The organism is Iodidimonas sp. SYSU 1G8, assembly GCF_039655775.1.
GTDB lineage: Bacteria > Pseudomonadota > Alphaproteobacteria > SMXS01 > SMXS01 > RI-34.
On the sequence record NZ_JBBYXJ010000001.1, the window covers coordinates 21,540 to 37,678 of the forward strand.

General features: G+C 61.0%; 13 protein-coding genes and 1 riboswitch. Of the genes, 6 read left to right on the top strand and 7 right to left on the bottom strand.

The features are described 5' to 3' along the window. The first annotated feature begins 54 nt into the window (after positions 1-54). Positions 55-642 carry a glutathione S-transferase N-terminal domain-containing protein gene (locus tag WJU17_RS00140; RefSeq protein ID WP_346325320.1) on the top strand — a complete coding sequence of 196 codons (588 nt, stop codon included), beginning with the start codon at positions 55-57 and terminating at the stop codon, positions 640-642. Positions 643-653: 11 nt separating this feature from the next. On the opposite strand, the gene WJU17_RS00145 is transcribed toward WJU17_RS00140, so the two are convergent. From WJU17_RS00145 to WJU17_RS00155, 3 genes are all read right to left on the bottom strand, one after another. Then, a complete protein-coding gene (locus WJU17_RS00145; protein WP_346325321.1) occupies positions 654-788 on the bottom strand; it encodes a hypothetical protein in 135 nt (44 codons plus the stop codon). Between the two features lie 93 nt (positions 789-881). Next, positions 882-1,145 carry a DUF1488 domain-containing protein gene (locus tag WJU17_RS00150; protein WP_346325322.1) on the bottom strand — a complete coding sequence of 88 codons (264 nt, stop codon included), beginning with the start codon at positions 1,143-1,145 and terminating at the stop codon, positions 882-884. 58 nt (positions 1,146-1,203) lie between these two features. Next, positions 1,204-2,238: a glycosyltransferase family 2 protein gene (locus WJU17_RS00155; protein ID WP_346325323.1), complete on the bottom strand. Its 1,035-nt coding sequence runs from the start codon at positions 2,236-2,238 to the stop codon at positions 1,204-1,206. A gap of 112 nt (positions 2,239-2,350) precedes the next feature. After that, a riboswitch (yybP-ykoY riboswitch) is annotated at positions 2,351-2,514 on the top strand. Between the two features lie 10 nt (positions 2,515-2,524). Here WJU17_RS00155 and WJU17_RS00160 point away from each other — a divergent pair. Then, positions 2,525-3,097, top strand: coding sequence for a TMEM165/GDT1 family protein (locus WJU17_RS00160; protein ID WP_346325324.1), 573 nt, complete (start codon positions 2,525-2,527; stop codon positions 3,095-3,097). On the opposite strand, the gene WJU17_RS00165 is transcribed toward WJU17_RS00160, so the two are convergent. Then, positions 3,094-5,646, bottom strand: a complete 2,553-nt coding sequence (locus WJU17_RS00165) for a PAS domain-containing protein (protein WP_346325325.1) — start codon at positions 5,644-5,646, stop codon at positions 3,094-3,096. The two genes, WJU17_RS00160 and WJU17_RS00165, sit on opposite strands and share 4 nt — an antisense overlap. A gap of 198 nt (positions 5,647-5,844) precedes the next feature. On the opposite strand from WJU17_RS00165, the gene WJU17_RS00170 reads away from it, so the two are divergent. Further along, complete coding sequence (locus tag WJU17_RS00170; RefSeq protein WP_346325326.1) at positions 5,845-7,011, top strand: isovaleryl-CoA dehydrogenase; 1,167 nt, start codon at positions 5,845-5,847, stop codon at positions 7,009-7,011. 76 nt (positions 7,012-7,087) lie between these two features. Then, the gene (locus WJU17_RS00175) at positions 7,088-8,065 is read left to right on the top strand and encodes a patatin-like phospholipase family protein (protein WP_346325327.1); all 978 of its coding nucleotides are present in this window, start codon (positions 7,088-7,090) and stop codon (positions 8,063-8,065) included. On the opposite strand, the gene WJU17_RS00180 is transcribed toward WJU17_RS00175, so the two are convergent. Further along, positions 8,066-10,279: an ATP-binding protein gene (locus WJU17_RS00180; RefSeq protein ID WP_346325328.1), complete on the bottom strand. Its 2,214-nt coding sequence runs from the start codon at positions 10,277-10,279 to the stop codon at positions 8,066-8,068. 169 nt (positions 10,280-10,448) lie between these two features. Then, positions 10,449-12,290, bottom strand: coding sequence for a hypothetical protein (locus WJU17_RS00185; RefSeq protein WP_346325329.1), 1,842 nt, complete (start codon positions 12,288-12,290; stop codon positions 10,449-10,451). Positions 12,291-12,477: 187 nt separating this feature from the next. Between WJU17_RS00185 and WJU17_RS00190 the strand changes: the two genes are divergently transcribed. Beyond that, positions 12,478-13,920, top strand: a complete 1,443-nt coding sequence (locus tag WJU17_RS00190) for an ATPase (protein ID WP_346325330.1) — start codon at positions 12,478-12,480, stop codon at positions 13,918-13,920. Here WJU17_RS00190 and WJU17_RS00195 read toward each other — a convergent pair. Next, the gene (locus WJU17_RS00195) at positions 13,917-15,050 is read right to left on the bottom strand and encodes an alpha-hydroxy acid oxidase (RefSeq protein WP_346325331.1); all 1,134 of its coding nucleotides are present in this window, start codon (positions 15,048-15,050) and stop codon (positions 13,917-13,919) included. The genes WJU17_RS00190 and WJU17_RS00195 overlap by 4 nt on opposite strands. Before the next feature lie 179 nt (positions 15,051-15,229). On the opposite strand from WJU17_RS00195, the gene WJU17_RS00200 reads away from it, so the two are divergent. Next, on the top strand, positions 15,230-16,045 hold the full coding sequence (locus tag WJU17_RS00200) for an SDR family NAD(P)-dependent oxidoreductase (protein ID WP_346325332.1): 816 nt from the start codon (positions 15,230-15,232) through the stop codon (positions 16,043-16,045). Positions 16,046-16,139: the final 94 nt, after the last annotated feature.

Below are 16,139 nucleotides of genomic sequence, written 5' to 3' on the forward strand. Positions count from 1 at the left end.
CGGTGACGCGGATCGGGGTCACTCTGCGGCGGATTCAGTCAAAAGGAGCCGTCCGTGAAAGTTCATGGTTCACCTGCATCGCCTTATGTCCGCAAGGTCCGCGCCGTCGCGGTGGAACTGGGCGTGCCACTCGAGCTGGTGCTTGTCGACGCCCAGACGGCGCAATTCGATTTTGGCCGGATCAACCCGGTTCACCGCATTCCGGCTCTCGAACTCGAAGATGGGGAGGTGCTGTTCGACAGTCCGGTGATCTGCGAGTATCTGGATGCCACCTATGAGGGCGGCCTGTTTCCCCCGACGGGCCCGGAACGCTGGCGTGTGCTGAGACTGCAGGCGCTGGGCGATGGCGTCATGGATGCCGCCGTGCCCAGGCGCGGCGAGACAATGAGACCGGAACAGCAACAGTCTCCGGCACGGATAGCGGCGTATCAACGGTCGATCCGACAGGTCCTCGACGCGCTCGAACTTGAGACAGCCGGATTGAACGGTGTGAATATCGGCACGATCGCGATCGCGTGCGCGCTCGGATATCTGGATTTCAGATTTCCGGGCGATGAATGGCGAAAGGGCCGGCCAGCGCTGGCGGCATGGGAAAGCGAGTTCTCGCGCAGACCGTCCATGGCGCAGACAGGGCCGGATTAACCAGCATCAGCCTATTTTTTCTTGCTGGGTATCGTGCCCGTACCCTTGGGCAGGATGGCAAAGGGAAGCGCTGCGGGTGCGGCCGCCGCCTTGTCCTTCTTTGGCTTCTTGATCTCGCGATTACTTTTCTTCTGGCCCTTGGCCATGTCGTCTCTCCTGAGCGCCTGTGCTTGTGGGAAGAAAGCAGCGGCAACCTGCTAAGATAGTGTCCCGGACATCACCATGCCCGGCCTCAAGCATCAAAAATCGGAGGCTTGAAGTGTATAAAGTCCTTTGCGGCCGCGAGAATAAAGCCGGCTCGCCACCATCAGGATGCGTTCACGGTGGAAATCGAACGTGTCGAGAAATCCCTCCTCATCGCGCTGATTGCCCGGGTTTATACGGACGAGAGCATCTTCGCTGACTGCGAACGACACTTCATGCATGTCGTCATGACCCAGAAAACGAATGCATTGACGCTTTGCGTCGTAATTTCGGCTGGCATTGGGGAAGTTAATTGACATGCGCGCATCCTACTCTTTTTCGGATGCCTGTGTCCGATTTCTCTTCCGTGTTCAGCGATTAATCTGAAGCGTTCCAGTCTATTCCCGACATCAGGCCCGATTCTACAAGCGACCCTGATGTCAAATATTGGCGCGAGGCCTCGTAAGCCGCCGACAGGTTCGGTTCGATCTCAAGACGTTCCAGATATAAGCGGTACTCCGCCGACCCCGCATAGTGGTTATTCAACACCTTTGCCCTGACGGCCCGTTCGTGAAAATCTCCGAGAAGCTTGAAATGCGCCAGGCATCCGGTTGGAGTGCCGAAATTCAGCGTGAACGGATAGAGTGCATGGGAATAGATCTGCACCACGTCCGCATCCCAGCGTGCCAGCGGGGTCTTGGCGATGTCGGACCGAAACCCCTTTGCCGGTGTGCTGAACAGCCTTTGGCGCGGCCCGCCTTCGTGATGGACGATACGCGGCTGCACCCACCGCGCGGTCTCGGGTGCCGCGACGCTGTAACCGTCGCCATCATATAGCGGGCACAGATCGAACAGCCTGTCCGATGGCGCCGGGACCAGGTCACGAATAGCGCCGTCGCCATACATGTCGAGCATCATGCAGGGAAGCGATCGTCGTCCGGCGTGCTCCAGATGGCGAATGAGCCGGTCGAGACCATGATTTTCACAGCCATCATAGACCAGTTGCTCGTCCGCATCGGCATAGAGAACCCATTGTCCAGGCAACAGCCTTTGGATCAGGGCGTTCGCCCAAAGAACGCCGAACCGCGAATCCTTGAAGCTGGCATCGGTGGCGTAGAGATCGCTGTCGTGCTGATCAAGTATCAGGTCGCGGGTATGGTCGATCGACCCGTTATCGAGAAAAATGAAGCGGCTGATTCCAAGCTGGCGGTAGTGCCTGAGGAAATCAGGTAGGCGTAGCGCCTCGTCGCGGACGACGCAGATGCATGATATGCCTTGTGACGGCGCATGGCTATTCGCTCTGACTTGTCGGATCAGCGGCAAGGCGCGCTGGCTATGCAGCCGGACCTTTGCGGCCAGCAGCCTGCCCGCCGGCGCTGACCGCTTCAGCTTGTCGATGAATGAGGTTGGCATGGAAGAGAGGCCTGACCGGCGTGGGGCAATTGTTTGCGCACGCTATCGCGAGACGGGAAACCAGGCAATCGGCATGGCCTATTGCGGAGATTTAGCCCTTCGTATAGGGTTCCCGCCATCCACTGGGGAGTAGCCGCTTCCATCGAAGGAAGGGGCGCGTCAACAAACTTGGCTTCGGCCATGGCGCGTTCAGCCTGCGGGCTTGGCGAGACCATGGGTTCGGCGCGCCGATTATGGGTCGGGCGGTCGCCGAGCCATGGTTTATGCCCGACCCAGGGATGGATTAATGGACGCTTTCCTCGTGTCGACCGGTGTGGTGGCGATTGCCGAAATCGGCGACAAGACACAACTTCTCGCGCTTGTCTTGGCGGCGCGCTTTCGGAAACCCTTACCAATTGTTCTGGGCATTCTGGCTGCCACCCTCGCAAATCACGGAGTAGCAGCCGTTATCGGCATGGCGGCCGCCGGCTGGCTGCAAAGCGATATCTTCCAGTGGGCGCTCGGGGCATCGTTCGTCCTGATGGGGCTTTGGGCCTTGAAGCCGGATACGCTGGAAGAGTCCGAGAAGAGCCGGGCGAGCGGTGCCAGCGCTTTCCTCGTGACCCTGGTAGCGTTCTTTTTCGTCGAGATCGGCGACAAGACCCAGATCGCAACCATGGCGCTTGCCGCGCAGTTCCAAAGTGTTCTCTGGGTCACGGCCGGCACCACCCTGGGCATGATGCTCGCGAACACGCCTGTGGTCCTTCTCGGAGAGGCGGTAGCAACGCGTCTGCCGCTCCAGGCGATCAGATTGGTCGCCGCTGCCGTGTTCGTCGCGCTCGGCGCAGTGATCCTGGCGCGCGCGGCGGGATGGTTCTAGGCAGTGGCGTCGGAACCCGTTTGACTATTGGCCAGAAGCAGACGAATCCGGTCCGTTAACTGGGCCAGCGGGAAGGGCTTGCGCATGATCTCGAAGTCTCGGATATCGCCAAGATCGGCGATTTCCTCTGGATCTACATGGCCGGTCATGCACAGAATCCGGCATTCAGGTAATAGCGTCCGGACGGTCGTCGCAAATTGCAGTCCGTTGAAATTTCCAGGCAGCGCGATATCGGTCAGGACAATGTCCGGCCGGACACTGCCGCTCTTCAGCAATTGCAGCGCGACATGGGCGTCCGGACAGGCGTGAACGGTCAGCCCTGCCTGCTGCAGCACCCGAAGCATTGAGCGCCGCAGGGCATCGTCATCGTCCACAAGAACCATGACTTTCTCGCTCGTCGAGATCGGTGCGCGACTGGCCTGCGCTGGAGCGCTGTGAGCCATTCGGGGATGGAATGCCGTAGAGCGCGGGAAGAACAGATGGAATGCGGCTCCCCGTCCTGTTCCGCTGTCCAGATCGATGGCACCACCTGACTGCTGCACGAAGCCGTAGACCATGCTGAGGCCGAGACCCGTGCCCTTGCCAAGAAGCTTGGTGGTAAAGAAGGGCTCGAACAGTTTCGCCTTGATTTCATCGGAGATACCATGGCCTTCATCGACGACTGAAATCCTCACGAAGTCGCCTTTCAGTGGCTCCCCATCGACTGAGCTGACCTGACTGCCGTCCATTGCGGCATTAGCGGTCGCGATCATCACCCTTCCTCCCTGAGGCATGGCGTCGCGCGCATTGATGACCAGATTGAGCAGGGTATTGTCCAGCTGAGCCGGATCGACCTCCACCTCCCAGAGATCCGAGGAAAGATCCATGGCGATCGACACCGTGTCGCCCACCGAACTACGAAGGATCGGATAGAGGTCGCTGACCCGCTGGTTGAGGTCTATCCGCTGAGGCTTGAGCAGCTGCTGGCGCGAGAAGGCGAGCAGGCGATGCGTTAGATCGCCGCCGCGTTGGACGGCCGCGAGCGCGGTGGTGATCAGCGACTGATCTGGCAGATCTGACGGAAGGCCATCCTGCAGCAGTTCCATGGAGATCTGGATGGTCATCAGCAGATTATTGAAGTCGTGCGCGAGGCCTCCGGTCAGTCTGCCTACTGCCTCAAGGCGTTGTGCGTGGATCAAGGCCGCTTCAGTGGCACGCAGGGCCGTAACGTCGACGACCGCAGAAAGACGGCATATTTCATCCTCGTACTCGAACGGAATGATGTTGGCGATGATCGAAATCGGCTTTCCCGTGACGGTTCTGAGCTGAAGTTCGCGTCCCTCCACAAAGCCCTGCTCCTCGAACTCGGCATTCATGCGCATCCGGTCCGCCACGTTCCGGTAGGCGTCTTCCGCCAGCAGCGCCGAGAGATCTCCATTGAGTTCATAAAGATCGTGAAACGCCTGGTTGGCGACGAGAATTTCACCGCTCCCAGATCTGCTCAAGGACACCGGAATGGGCAAGGCCTCAATCAGCGACCATAGCGTGCGCTCCTGTTTTCGGACGGCCTCCTCGCGGCGGATATGCTCCGACATGTCGCGGGTGACGATAAGGACCTCGAAGACGCCGCCATCCGAGGTCTTGAGCGGCGTGACCAGCACTTCGTAGATCAGGGGAGGATCCCCGAAATCATCCGTGATGATCTCGCGCTGGACTTCGCCGGTGTCGAGAGCGGCGCGGACCATCGCCATCGCCTTTACCGCATTTGGCCCAGCCAGATCCTCGTAGCTTCGGCCCAGCATCTGCTCCGCTTGCAGGCCGAACACGCTGACCAGGGCATCATTGACAAAGGTCAGCCGTGCGTCCTTGTCAGCGATCCCGGCGGGGAACGGATATTGCGCCATGGCCAGCCCAAACCGCCTCTCGCGCAACGCCAACTCCGCCTCGAACCGCCGTACATTGGATATGTCTATAGCGGTCAGCAGCAACGCCTCCCGCCCATCCACAGGCTGTGGCATGCGCTGCATTCGCAGTTCGACGGGAATTTCATGTCCCTCCTGGACCAGGCTTCCCAGCCATTCCGCCGAGGTGGCGGCGCCGTCCAACACGGGCCGCCAGGACAGTTCATCCGGGAACAGGCCTTCAAGCCTGGTTCTGATTTCGGGCCGCGTCCGCCAGTCCAGCGAAAGTCCGAACAGTCGTCGGGCAGATTCATTGCACAACAACGTCCGATGAGGTGCCTGCGCTTCCGTGATGATCACGGGAACCCCAGCAACACGGAACACTTCCGCCAGCAGCTGACCGCGCTGTTCCAGCCGTCGTGAAAAGAGGAAGACCACGGAAAAGAGTAGACCAGCGCTCAAGACGACGAACGCGAGCCCCTTGACGATCTCCAACTGCACCAGATCGTCACGGCTGAAAGGCTCTCGGCCCAGCACGGTACTGGAGATAACGATATAGGCGGCGGTGATCACCAGGTAGGCTAAGGCCACCCCGATGGCGAAGCGAAGGGGTAGTCGAGATGCAGGTGTCGTCTGGTACCTCGAAGCGCGCTCTGAATGATCACTCATGGCAACCGCCTTTCCGAACTTCGCGGTGGGATTTACCAAAAGCAGGGGGCGCGGTCTTACCCCGTCTCAATGCATCTATCCCAATCGCTGAATTGTACCGCCAACCCGCCAAGAAGGAAATGGCGACGCAGACCACTGCTGTACTGCTGGTTATTTCACGCTACCCTAGCCGACTAGGCGGGAAGGGGAGAGCGATGCATGCGGCAGAGCCAAGCTTTCGGATTTGGACATGGTCCCGACATCGACATGTTGCGGGACAGTGTCTCGCGTTTCGCCGAGCGGGAAATCGCGCCGCGGGCAACGGAGATCGATAGGTCCAACGCTTTTCCCGCAGATCTCTGGCGCAAGCTTGGCGAGCTTGGTGTTCTCGGCATCACGATCCCCGAGGCGCTGGGAGGACCTGGTCTCGGTTATCTGGCCCATGTCGTGGCCATGGAAGAGATTTCCCGCCACTCCGCGAGCGTCGGCCTGTCTTACGGGGCGCATTCCAACCTGTGCGTCAATCAGGTCGTTCGTCATGGAAGCATCGATCAGCACGCCCGGTATCTGCCAGGGCTCATCGCGGGATCGACCGTGGGCGCGTTGGCGATGAGCGAGGCCACGGCCGGCTCCGATGTGGTTTCCATGCGGCTGCAGGCGGTACGGCGAGGTCAGAGCTACGTGCTGAACGGCACGAAGATGTGGATCACGAACGGGCCGGACGCCGACGTGATCGTGGTCTATGCCAAGACCGACCCGGGCGCCGGCGCGCGCGGCATTACGGCATTTCTGGTCGAACGCGGCATGCCCGGCTTCACCACCGGCGACAAACTGGACAAGCTGGGCATGCGCGGCTCGAACACCTGTGAACTGATATTCCGCGATTGCCTGGTGCCGGTGGAGAATGTTCTCGGCCGCGAAGGCCAGGGCGTGGAAGTGCTCATGTCGGGCCTGGACTATGAGCGGGTCGTTCTGTCGGGCGGTCCGCTTGGCATCATGGCGGCGTGCATGGATACGGTGCTGCCCTATATCCGCGAGCGCGAGCAGTTCGGGCGTCCGATCGGCACGTTTCAACTGATGCAGGGCAAGATTGCCGACATGTATACGACCTGGACCGCGTGCCGCGCCTATGTCTACGCGGTGGCCCAAGCCTGCGACCGGGGTGAGGCCACACGAAGGGATGCGGCTGGCTGCATTCTCTATGCGGCCGAGAAGGCGACGTGGATGGCGCTCGAGGCGATCCAGGCTCTTGGCGGTAACGGCTATATCAACGATTACCCTACGGGCCGCCTGCTCCGTGACGCCAAGCTCTATGAGATCGGCGCCGGGACCAGCGAGATTCGTCGCATGCTTATCGGCCGGGAACTCGTCGGAGCCAGCACCTGAACCTCGCGCGATTGTCATTCGCCATCTTCCCCAGTCTCTGTACGCTTTAGTCGGGGGCGTCGGGGGGAGACCATCCATGTTCAAGATTCTGTCGATCGATGGCGGCGGGATTCGCGGCGTCATTCCTGCTTATCTTTTGCGGGAGATCGAGACAGCGACAGGTAAACGGATCGCGGAGCAATTCGATCTTGTCGTCGGTACATCGACCGGCGGAATCATCGCCATCGGCCTGACGTTGGCCAACAACCGGGGCAAGCCGAAATACACGGCGGCGGATCTTCTCGATCTGTATGAGCAACAAGGAAAGCTGATCTTCGAACGATCATTCTGGGATGGTTTGACCGATGCGCACGGGATCATCGACGAGCTCTATGACGCCAAGAACATCGAGAAGATCCTCAAGAAGCTGACCGGGACCGCGCGTCTGAAGGATGCCATCAAGCCGCTGGTGGTCACCGCCTATGACCTGGAGAGGCGGGAGCCCTATTTCTTCAAGTCGATCCGGGCGGGCCAGCGTCCCGAAGAGCGGGACCATTTCATGTGGGCGGCGGCCCGCGCAACATCCGCCGCGCCCACCTATTTCGAGCCCATGTTACTGGATACCTCGACGACCGGAGACGCCGTCCGGCGCGCGCTGGTGGATGGCGGCGTGTTCGTGAACAATCCGGCGTTGTGCGCCTATGTTGAAGCGATCGATCTGGGCGCCCGGCCGGACGATATCATGATCGTGTCGCTGGGAACGGGGGTCAACACGCGCGCGATTCCCTATCAGAAGGCCAGGGACTGGGGCTACGCGAAATGGGCCAAGCCGATCATCAGCGTGATGATGGACGGAGCGGCCGACGCGGCTGACTACCACCTTCAGCTTCTGCTGCCCGAGCGGGAAGGCAAAAAGCGCTATTTCCGTTTCGACACCCAGTTGGACAAGGCGCTGGATGACCTGGATGCCGCCCATTGGGCAAATATCGAGGCGCTGAAGAGCGAGGCTCGGGATATTCTTCGTGAGCAGGCGGAGGACTTCACCCGGATGCTTGGCCAGCTCAATCCTGGCTGATCAGTGGAGTGTCGGGTCGAGGACGGTACGCACCTTGGCGGCAAGAGCCTGAAGTGTATAGGGCTTTGACAACAGTTCGACATCCGTCTCGAGCCGCGAGCGCATGACGAGGTCGTCGCCGATATAGCCCGAGGTGAACAGTACCTTGCCCTTGGGGAAGATTTCCAGAAAGCGGTCGGCCACATCCGGGCCTGTCATGCCACCGGGCAGGACGACGTCCGAGATCAACAGGTCGATCTTCTCGGCCTCATTGGCGACCTGCATGGCCTGAGGGCCGTTTTCGGCGGAAACCACCGCGTATCCGAGGCGCTTCAGCGCATTGACGATGAACTGCCGGACATCCGGATCGTCCTCGACGACCATGATCTTATCGCTGCCTTCCTGGATTTCTCTCAAATCACTCATGATTTCCTCCGAATTTCCCTGCTGAATCTCGGCGCGGGGCAGATACAGCGTCACCGTTGTGCCCTTGCCGGGTTCACTCTCAATATCAACGTTGCCTTTGGATTGGGTGACGAACCCGTACACCATGCTGAGGCCGAGGCCGGAGCCCGTCGCCCCTGGGCTCTCGCCCTTTTTGGTGGTGAAGAAGGGCTCGAATGCTTTCTCTAGAATCTCCTGGCTCATGCCAGTGCCGGTATCCCGGATGACAATCGCGACGATGTCTTCGCCGCGCCGTTGCCTGCCTTGTCCGCGGCGGGGATGCGCCTGGGTGGTGATGGTAAGCGTCCCGCCCTCCCGCATGGCGTCGCGAGCATTGAGCGCCAGGTTCAGGATCGCATTCTCAAGTTGTCCTGGATCGACGGTCGCACGCACCGACTCCGCGTCGAATTCTGTCCGGATGGCGATGGTCTCCGGGAAGGTCCGCTCCAACATGCCAGTCAGGTCACCGAGCAAACGGTTGACATCAGTCGTCCGTGGATGAAGCGCCTGCTGCCGCGAGAAGGCCAGCAGGCGCTGGGTCAGCTCCGCGCCTCGTTCCGCTGCCCGCGCCGCCGATTCGGCAAAAGCCTTCAGTTCAGTGTTGGCCGAAACCTGATCGGCGATCAGGTCGACATTGCCCAGGATGGTCGTCAGCAGGTTATTGAAGTCGTGGGCAACGCCGCCGGTAAGGCGGCCTACGGCCTCAAGGCGCTGCGCGCGGTCCAGCCGTTGTTCGATCTCGACCTGCCGTTTCAGATTGCGCTCCAGGGCATGTTCAGCGGCGACGCGCGCGGAGACGTCCAGCGCCACGCCGACAATGCCGGTGATCTTGCCGTCGGGCCCATGGCGGGGGCTGATATGGGCCTCAAAGGATACCGAGGGGCTGCATTGCCATTCGAAGCGCGCGGCCTTTCCGACGAGGACCCGTGCGAGGTAGCGCCGGATTTCGGGGACGTCGCGGAACAGATCGTACATCGATGTTCCCGGCGCGGGACGCACGATGTTCGCGCCTTCCTCGACCAGTTGCTTGATCCGGTCAAACCCGCGTCCGCAGACAAGGCTGATCTCCCCCGAAGCATCCGCGGTCCATAGCAGAATCGGCGCGTTCTCGACAATGTTGGTGAGCAGGGAATTGCTGAACTTGAGTTGCCGTTCCTTTTCACGGCTGTGGCTCATGTCGGCGAACGAGCCGATGATGGCCGTGGCGGCGCCGGACGAGTCATGGGTCAGCGAGGCGGACAGGTCTACTTCCCTGACCTGGCCATCGGCGCGGCGCGCGATTACCTCGCCCCGCCAACTGCCTTGCTCGCGGATCGCCGCGAAGATTTCTTCAGCCTTGCCGGGATCGCTGAAGAAATCGTGCGCGTGGTGACCGACGACGTCCTTGGTGGTGCGGGCGCCGACCAGCTTGATGAAGGAGCCGTTGGCATACTGCACTTTGCCGTCGAGGCCGGCGATCGCGACACCACTGAGGGAACTCGACAGCGCGGTTTCCTGTATACTGCGCTGTTGACGGTACTGGGCGCACAATAGGATGGCCAGGAGCATGGGAACGCTGCTGAGCGTCAGCAGGAGTTGGCTGGTCGCAAGGTTTCCAAAACTGACGCTGGCTGCGTCGATGATGCCCGCCTGCATGCTGGCGGCGATCGCAATGAGAACCACTGACGCCGTGCCCAGCAGAATGCGAAGGCCGCGGATCGTAATCAGTACGTAGAGTGAAACGCAGGCTGCGGCTCCCCATATAACCGCCCCTGCGGCATTGATGCCGCCTAAATTTGCCCCATCCAACATGGTGAGCCTGCGCCTTTGGCCGTTCTCGTCATCCCCAGCGCTACGCTCAGGTTATAGTAATGGCAAATAATTTTTTTTATTTAAAACTTGTATCAAACGGACGAATTCTTGGTGATTGCGGGTTGGGTAAAATTTTATTTAAAATTACAGAAAAAGTACAAGCCGTGGGTCAGCCGTTACGTATCCGTTGGGCGTCTGTGCGCAACGTGGCGGTGATCCGTCGGACAAGATCGGCGGGCGCGGGTTCATGCGCCCGACACTCGATCAATTCGCCGGACAGTCGGCGCATCAGCTGGATCACCGTATCGTTCCAAGGCCCCGTTTCCTGAACGATCACCAACGACATACGATCGGCTGGGGCGCCGTGCTGAAGGATGTCGTCGGCCGTCAAAAACACCAGAACGCCTTTACACATGCGATTGGAAAGGGCTCGAGCCATGCGCTCTGGAGCGGACAAATCGCCATTCTCGACCACGACGCCATCGAGCGTCATGGTCTGTCCGTCGACAACGGCAAGTCCGTCGAGGTTTTGGCTTCGGAAGGCCTCGCGACATGTCTCGGCCAGTGTCACACCCTTCGCCGCGTCGGTCACGACGACGGCGATTGGTATCCGGCCCAGCCCTGGGCCGAGAATCAGCGTTCCCAGCGCGACTTCGTCGAAGCCTGAGGCGCAATGGACATCCAGGCCGGGATTCAGGTTTATTTCAATGATCGCTCCCGGCAGCTCGCGCCACGAGCGCGCCACATCCGAAGTCATGTAGTCGATACCGATGGCGTGAGCCGCCACGTTGCGCGCGATGCATTCGGCCATGGCCTTCACATCGGGGTGGACTGCCTTGAAGACATCATCAGGTTCGCCGCCTGTGCTGATGTTCGCGTTGCTCCTCAGCCATATGCGTTGCCCTTTTGGCAGCACAGTCTGGAGATCAACCTCCTGCCGAACAAGCTGACGCACGAGCGTGTCATCGATCCTGACCTGTCTCAGGTAGCGAGCACTTGCCGGATTCTTTCTGCGTGTGGCATTCAGCTCGGCAATCAGGTTTTGAATGGTATTCTTGCCGTCTCCCAGGACGGAGGCGGGCCTGCGCCTCGCGGCCGCTACCAGCGTGCCGCCCACCACCAGAAGCCGGTGATCGTCGCCCTCGACCATTCGTTCGACGAGTACGGGTTGAGACGTGAAGACGCGGGCTTCGTCGAATGCGCGCCGAATATCTTCCGGCGCCTGTACACCGACCGTCACTCCTTTTCCCGTACCGCGATCGGCAGGCTTTATCACCACCTCCCCGCCCAGAGTCGCCGCGTGAGCGACGGCCTCATCCGCCGTCGCGGCTGGGAGGTGGACGCTGGCCGGGAAGCCCATCCGTTTGATGAACGCGGCCGATATCACTTTGTACCGCGCGACGTCACTGGCCTGGGCGCTGTCCAGATCTGACTGCGACTGGAAAAAGACACGAGAGGCATGGCCCCAGCCGAACTGCCAGAAACGCTCTTCCTTGATGGCTCTCGCGACAGGAATGTTCTGGGCATTCGCCGCGAGGATCAGAATGCGGGCCATCATGTCCGGATGCGACCTTTGACACCGTACCGATAATTGCCGCAGGGCTTCGATTGCGTGGTCGTTCCTTGCCGGGCGGCCGGCAGCGATGTCCTGAATGATCGAGAGGCCCATCAGCAGAGTCTGTTCGGCGACACCGGCATCGACATATCCCGTCCAGATGACAAAACGATTGCCTTCCGCGGTCCGCGCACCCGCGTTCTGGATCAGCGCGCCGTTGGCGTTGAGAAAGCCCCTGGTCCATTGTGCCGCCAGTTGAATGACCTGAACGGGCGTGGAAGCGGCAGGGTTCGGCGAGGGTGGAAGCCAAGTCGGGTAAGCCACTTGCAGAGCGGCGGCAACGTCGCCGTTTAGGGATAAAACTTCGTCGCTCGATAATTCGATCTCCCAGACTACAACGGCGTGATTGGCGAAGTGGTTAGGGCCACTGAATACTTTCCTGCGCGTGCGCCGCATTGTTGGGTCCCTTCAGAGATGATCGAGCCGGACCATACTATCGAATGAGTCAAAAACTTCAGTAAACCGCAGGGTCTCGGATCGAGAGGGAGATCGCGTCGCCGAGGAATCGTCACGCACTTCTGCAAATATCCGGCTCCTGTGGCATTCTCGCGACTGAAACCGCGCGAACTGAAAGGTGGGGCAGGTGGCACTGGGAGAGGAACTGCTGAAAGCAGGGCTGATCGAGGCAGAGGACGTCCGGCGCGCGCTCGATCACCAGAAAGTCCATGGCTTGCCGCTGGGAGAATGTCTGCTCGAGATCGGCGCGATCAGCGCCGCCCAACTCGACGGGTTCTTCAACTATGCATTGCCGCCCCTGTCGCGGATCGAGGACACCGGGCTCAACCGCTTCTTCCTGCTCGATCTCATGCTGAAGATCATGTTCTCGTATGGTCTGGAGACGAAGCGGGCGATTGCCGACGAGATCAAGCTGCCACTCGGTATCGTCGACAAGTTGATGGATCTGGCCTACGAGCGGCGTCTGGTCGAATCCCTCGGCGCGACCGACCAGTCCCGGCTGGTGGCGGAAATCCGCTACGGACTGAGCGACCAGGGGCGCCAGTCCGCGACCCGTGCCCTCGAAATTTCCCAGTACGCTGGACCAGCGCCCGTTACCCTGGAACAGTTCTCCGCGCAGGTGGGCCGGCAGCGGATCGTCAATGACAGGGTCGACAGCGAGAGGTTGCGCCGGTCGCTTGCCCGGCTCACCCTCTCTCCCGATCTGCTCGATGGTCTCGGACCGGCTGTCAACTCGGGCCGTTCGATCCTGTTCTATGGTGAGCCGGGCAACGGAAAGACGTCCATCGCGGTCGCCATCGCCGACAGTTTCGAGCAGTACATCTACGTCCCCTATGCGCTGACGGTCGGCGGGCAGGTCATCAATATCTATGATCCGGCCGTGCATACGCTCGTCGGCGCGAGCCACGACGCCGAACCGCACAAGGAAGCGCGGATTTCCCTGCTCAAGACCGCGGACGATCCCCGCTGGCTCCGCTGCCACCGGCCCATCGCGATTGCGGGCGGCGAGCTGACCCTGAGCATGCTCGACATCAACTACAATGACAGTCTGCGCTACAGCGAGGCGCCCTTGCAGCTCAAGGCCGTCAGCGGCGTCTTCCTGATCGACGACCTCGGACGCCAGGAAGCGCGGGTCGAGGACATTCTGAACCGGTGGGTCTTTCCGCTGGAACGCGGCATCGACTTTCTCACCTTGCCAACGGGCAAGAAGTTCGCGGTGCCATTTGGCAGCCTGATCATCTTTTCGACCAACAAGCCGCCGTCGCAACTGGTCGACGACGCCATGCTCCGGCGCATTCCTTACAAGTTCTACATCGGCGGCCCGTCACTCGATGAGTATACGGTCATCTTCCGGAATGCGTGCGCGGCCGCTGGCCTTGCGTTCTCCCAGGACCTGCTCGACGAACTGATCGAGAATTTCTATCCCGCCCACAATCTGCGCATCGCGCGCTTCCATCCCGCTTTCATGCTGCGCCACGTGGTCGCCAGTTGCCGGTACCACGGCAAACCGCCATCACTGGAGCGCGCTCTCCTCTTCGAGGCGGCCGAACATCTGGTGGTGCGGGATTAAAAGTCCGATGGCCAGAGAATCTGCCGTGAGGCGTCCCTGACATCCGTCAGACCGGTCAGGGCCACCGAGACATCCAGCTCGTTGCGGATGATGGACAACGCCTTGGCGACGCCCGTTTCGCCGCCCGCGGCCAGGCCATAGAGATGGGCGCGGCCCAGCAGACAGCCGCGCGCGCCCAAGGCGAGCGCCTTCAGAACGTCTTGCCCCGACCGCACGCCGCCATCGATGAACACTTCTCCCCGCCCGTCGACGGCCTCGACGACGCCGGGCAGGGCCGAGATGGTGGAGGCGGCGCTGTCCAGATGATTGCCGCCATGATTTGAGACGCTCACCGCGTCCGCGCCGCTATCCATGGCGAGACGGGCGTCCTCGCGATCACAGACGCCCTTCACGACCAGTTTCCCCGGCCAGATACCCCGAAGCCAGTCCAGATCCTTCCACGTGACCGACGCGTCGAGCTGCGCGCCCACGTTCGGCAAGGTCGCGGGCACCTGCATCCGGCCCTCGAAATTATGGAACGCGACTTTCTTTCCCGTCAGGGTCCGCAGCACCCAGCGAGGACGTGACGCGAAATCGTAAATCGTGCGCGGCGTCATCTTCGGCGGCAGCGACATGCCGTTGCGGACCATCCGGCTCTGCAGCCCTGATACCGTCCAGGTCGTGGTCAGGACGAGCACCGGGCTCTTCGCGTCGGTTGCTCGCTCAACGAAGGATCGCACCAGTCCCCGGTCCTTGAGGATGCTGAACTGGAACCATACGGGTCCGACGGCCGCGGTCACTTCCTCCAGCGAGCACACCGACATCATGCCAAGGGTAAACGGAATACCTGCGGCCTTGGCGGCGCGCGCGGCATGAATCTCTCCATTCCCGCCCCACAGGACGCCGGAAAGGCCCGTTGGAGAAATCGCCGCCGGCATGGAGACAGGCTGGCCGACCATGGTCGTGGCCAGTGATCGGGACGACACGTCCTGCAACACGCGCTGGCGAAAGCGCAGTCTGCGGAAGTCGTCGCGGTTGGCGCGCAACGTCACTTCATCGAAGGCGGCGCCGTCGATGAAGTCGAATACCGGGCGCGGCAGTGCCCGGCGCGCCGCCTCGCGCAGATCGGCAATCGTGGCGATACGGTCCATGCGCGTTTCCCTCCCCAAGACTCGCCTCGTGAGTATCGACGTGCACGGTGCGTCGCCGCAAGGGATTGCGCAACAGGCGTTGCATTTCCCCTCCGGCAGGCTTGAGGGGGTTTTCCTCCCATTGGCAAAGCGCGTGCCCGTGTCATTATGGGCGCTGGATCGAATGGGGAGTCTTGAGAATGGAACAGTTGAACGGGCGTGTGGCGGTCATCACCGGCGGCGCGAGCGGTATTGGTCTGGCGACCGCACGGCGCTTCGCGGACGAGGGGATGAAACTGGTTCTGGCCGATATCGAGCAGGCATCCCTCGACCGGGCGGTCGCGGAATTCCGCGACCGCGACGTTCCCGTGATCGGCCTCAGGACCGATGTGGGCGAGCGCGCGCAGGTGCAGGCACTTGCCGACGCCGCTTGGGATGCCTTTGGTGCCGTGCATGTGTTGTTCAACAACGCGGGCGTGGCCGTCTACGGACCGGTGCAGGAGATGAAGCACGAAGATTGGGAGTGGTCGATTCGCGTCAACCTCTGGGGCGTCATTCACGGCGTCGAAGCCTTCGTGCAGCGCATGCTGGATCAGGACGAGGAAGGCCACATCGTCAGCACGGCCTCATTCGCGGGTCTGGTGCCCAATAGCGGACTCGGCGTCTATTGCGTGACCAAGTACGGCGTCGTCGCGCTGTCGGAATGCCTCTATCGCGATCTTCGTGGCACAAAGCTCAGCGCGTCGGTTTTGTGTCCAATGCTGGTGAAAACCAATATTGGCGACAGCGCGCGCAACCGTCCCGAAGAACTTGGTGGATCGTCCATGGTGCGTAAACGCAATCAGGAAGAGCAGGAATCGCTGCAGGGCCGCACGCTTCAGGCGCCCGAGGTGGCCGATCGCGTGTTGCGCGCCATCAAGCGCCGCGAACTGTACATCATCACGCATGAAGAGAGCCGGGAGTTCGTGCGCCGCCGTTTCGAGCGCATCGATCGGTCGTTCGACGCTGTTTCCTGACTGCGGAAATAGGAGCAAACTCCAGTATTGATAATTCCAGCCCGCCCGATAGGCTGTAATCGAGAACGCGGTCAAAAGTCATATGTGCTGAATT

Excerpts from the sequence above, each read along its gene's own strand:
- WJU17_RS00145 (WP_346325321.1), bottom strand. The coding sequence starts at position 788 with ATGGCCAAGGGCCAGAAGAAAAGTAATCGCGAGATCAAGAAGCCAAAG.
- WJU17_RS00150 (WP_346325322.1), bottom strand. The coding sequence starts at position 1,145 with ATGTCAATTAACTTCCCCAATGCCAGCCGAAATTACGACGCAAAGCGT.
- WJU17_RS00155 (WP_346325323.1), bottom strand. The coding sequence starts at position 2,238 with ATGCCAACCTCATTCATCGACAAGCTGAAGCGGTCAGCGCCGGCGGGC.
- WJU17_RS00160 (WP_346325324.1), top strand. The coding sequence starts at position 2,525 with ATGGACGCTTTCCTCGTGTCGACCGGTGTGGTGGCGATTGCCGAAATC.
- WJU17_RS00165 (WP_346325325.1), bottom strand. The coding sequence starts at position 5,646 with ATGAGTGATCATTCAGAGCGCGCTTCGAGGTACCAGACGACACCTGCA.
- WJU17_RS00170 (WP_346325326.1), top strand. The coding sequence starts at position 5,845 with ATGCGGCAGAGCCAAGCTTTCGGATTTGGACATGGTCCCGACATCGAC.
- WJU17_RS00175 (WP_346325327.1), top strand. The coding sequence starts at position 7,088 with ATGTTCAAGATTCTGTCGATCGATGGCGGCGGGATTCGCGGCGTCATT.
- WJU17_RS00180 (WP_346325328.1), bottom strand. The coding sequence starts at position 10,279 with ATGTTGGATGGGGCAAATTTAGGCGGCATCAATGCCGCAGGGGCGGTT.
- WJU17_RS00185 (WP_346325329.1), bottom strand. The coding sequence starts at position 12,290 with ATGCGGCGCACGCGCAGGAAAGTATTCAGTGGCCCTAACCACTTCGCC.
- WJU17_RS00195 (WP_346325331.1), bottom strand. The coding sequence starts at position 15,050 with ATGGACCGTATCGCCACGATTGCCGATCTGCGCGAGGCGGCGCGCCGG.
- WJU17_RS00200 (WP_346325332.1), top strand. The coding sequence starts at position 15,230 with ATGGAACAGTTGAACGGGCGTGTGGCGGTCATCACCGGCGGCGCGAGC.